Raw genomic sequence first — 1863 nt, forward strand, 5'->3', positions numbered from 1 at the left:
TTGATGCCTGGCAGTTCCCTACTCTCACATGGGGAGACCCCACACTACCATCGGCGCTACGGCGTTTCACTTCTGAGTTCGGCATGGGGTCAGGTGGGACCACCGCGCTAAAGCCGCCAGGCAAATTCTGTTAATCTGTATCAGGCTGAAAATCGTGTCTCTTCGCCAAAACATCTTCGGCGTTGTAAGGTTAAGCCTCACGGTTCATTAGTATCGGTTAGCTCAACGCATCGCTGCGCTTACACACCCGACCTATCAACGTCGTCGTCTTCAACGTTCCTTCAGGAGACTTAAAGTCTCAGGGAGAACTCATCTCGGGGCAAGTTTCGTGCTTAGATGCTTTCAGCACTTATCTCTTCCGCATTTAGCTACCGGGCAGTGCCATTGGCATGACAACCCGAACACCAGTGATGCGTCCACTCCGGTCCTCTCGTACTAGGAGCAGCCCCCCTCAATTCTCCAGCGCCCACGGCAGATAGGGACCGAACTGTCTCACGACGTTCTAAACCCAGCTCGCGTACCACTTTAAATGGCGAACAGCCATACCCTTGGGACCTACTTCAGCCCCAGGATGTGATGAGCCGACATCGAGGTGCCAAACACCGCCGTCGATATGAACTCTTGGGCGGTATCAGCCTGTTATCCCCGGAGTACCTTTTATCCGTTGAGCGATGGCCCTTCCATTCAGAACCACCGGATCACTATGACCTGCTTTCGCACCTGCTCGAGCCGTCACTCTCGCAGTCAAGCTAGCTTATGCCATTGCACTAACCTCCTGATGTCCGACCAGGATTAGCTAACCTTCGTGCTCCTCCGTTACTCTTTGGGAGGAGACCGCCCCAGTCAAACTACCCACCAGACACTGTCCGCAACCCGGATCACGGGTCTACGTTAGAACACCAGCCATTAAAGGGTGGTATTTCAAGGACGGCTCCACGCAGACTGGCGTCCACGCTTCAAAGCCTCCCACCTATCCTACACATCAAGGACCAGTGTTCAGTGTCAAGCTATAGTAAAGGTTCACGGGGTCTTTCCGTCTTGCCGCGGGTACACTGCATCTTCACAGCGAGTTCAATTTCACTGAGTCTCGGGTGGAGACAGCCTGGCCATCATTACGCCATTCGTGCAGGTCGGAACTTACCCGACAAGGAATTTCGCTACCTTAGGACCGTTATAGTTACGGCCGCCGTTTACCGGGGCTTCGATCAAGAGCTTCGCGTTGCCGCTAACCCCATCAATTAACCTTCCGGCACCGGGCAGGCGTCACACCGTATACGTCCACTTTCGTGTTTGCACAGTGCTGTGTTTTTAATAAACAGTTGCAGCCAGCTGGTATCTTCGACTGATTTCAGCTCCACCCGCAGGGGCTTCACCTACATATCAGCGTGCCTTCTCCCGAAGTTACGGCACCATTTTGCCTAGTTCCTTCACCCGAGTTCTCTCAAGCGCCTTGGTATTCTCTACCTGACCACCTGTGTCGGTTTGGGGTACGATTTCGTGTTACCTGATGCTTAGAGGCTTTTCCTGGAAGCAGGGCATTTGTTACTTCAGCACCGTAGTGCCTCGTCATCACACCTCAGCGTTAAAAGGTACCGGATTTACCTGGAACCTCCGCCTACATGCTTAAACCGGGACAACCGTCGCCCGGCTAACATAGCCTTCTCCGTCCCCCCTTCGCAGTAACACCAAGTACAGGAATATTAACCTGTTTCCCATCGACTACGCCTTTCGGCCTCGCCTTAGGGGTCGACTCACCCTGCCCCGATTAACGTTGGACAGGAACCCTTGGTCTTCCGGCGAGCGGGCTTTTCACCCGCTTTATCGTTACTTATGTCAGCATTCGCACTTCTGATACCTCCAGCA

Annotated in this window: 2 rRNA genes; both read right to left on the minus strand. The window is 53.6% G+C overall.

Annotated elements, in window-relative coordinates:
* Nucleotides 1-5 precede the first annotated feature (5 nt).
* Nucleotides 6-121, minus strand: a 5S ribosomal RNA gene (rrf, locus tag D5066_RS22735).
* A gap of 65 nt (nt 122-186) precedes the next feature.
* Nucleotides 187-1863, minus strand: a 23S ribosomal RNA gene (locus D5066_RS22740); the annotation flags it as partial.

It is taken from the genome of Enterobacter chuandaensis (assembly GCF_003594915.1).
Taxonomy (GTDB): domain Bacteria; phylum Pseudomonadota; class Gammaproteobacteria; order Enterobacterales; family Enterobacteriaceae; genus Enterobacter; species Enterobacter chuandaensis.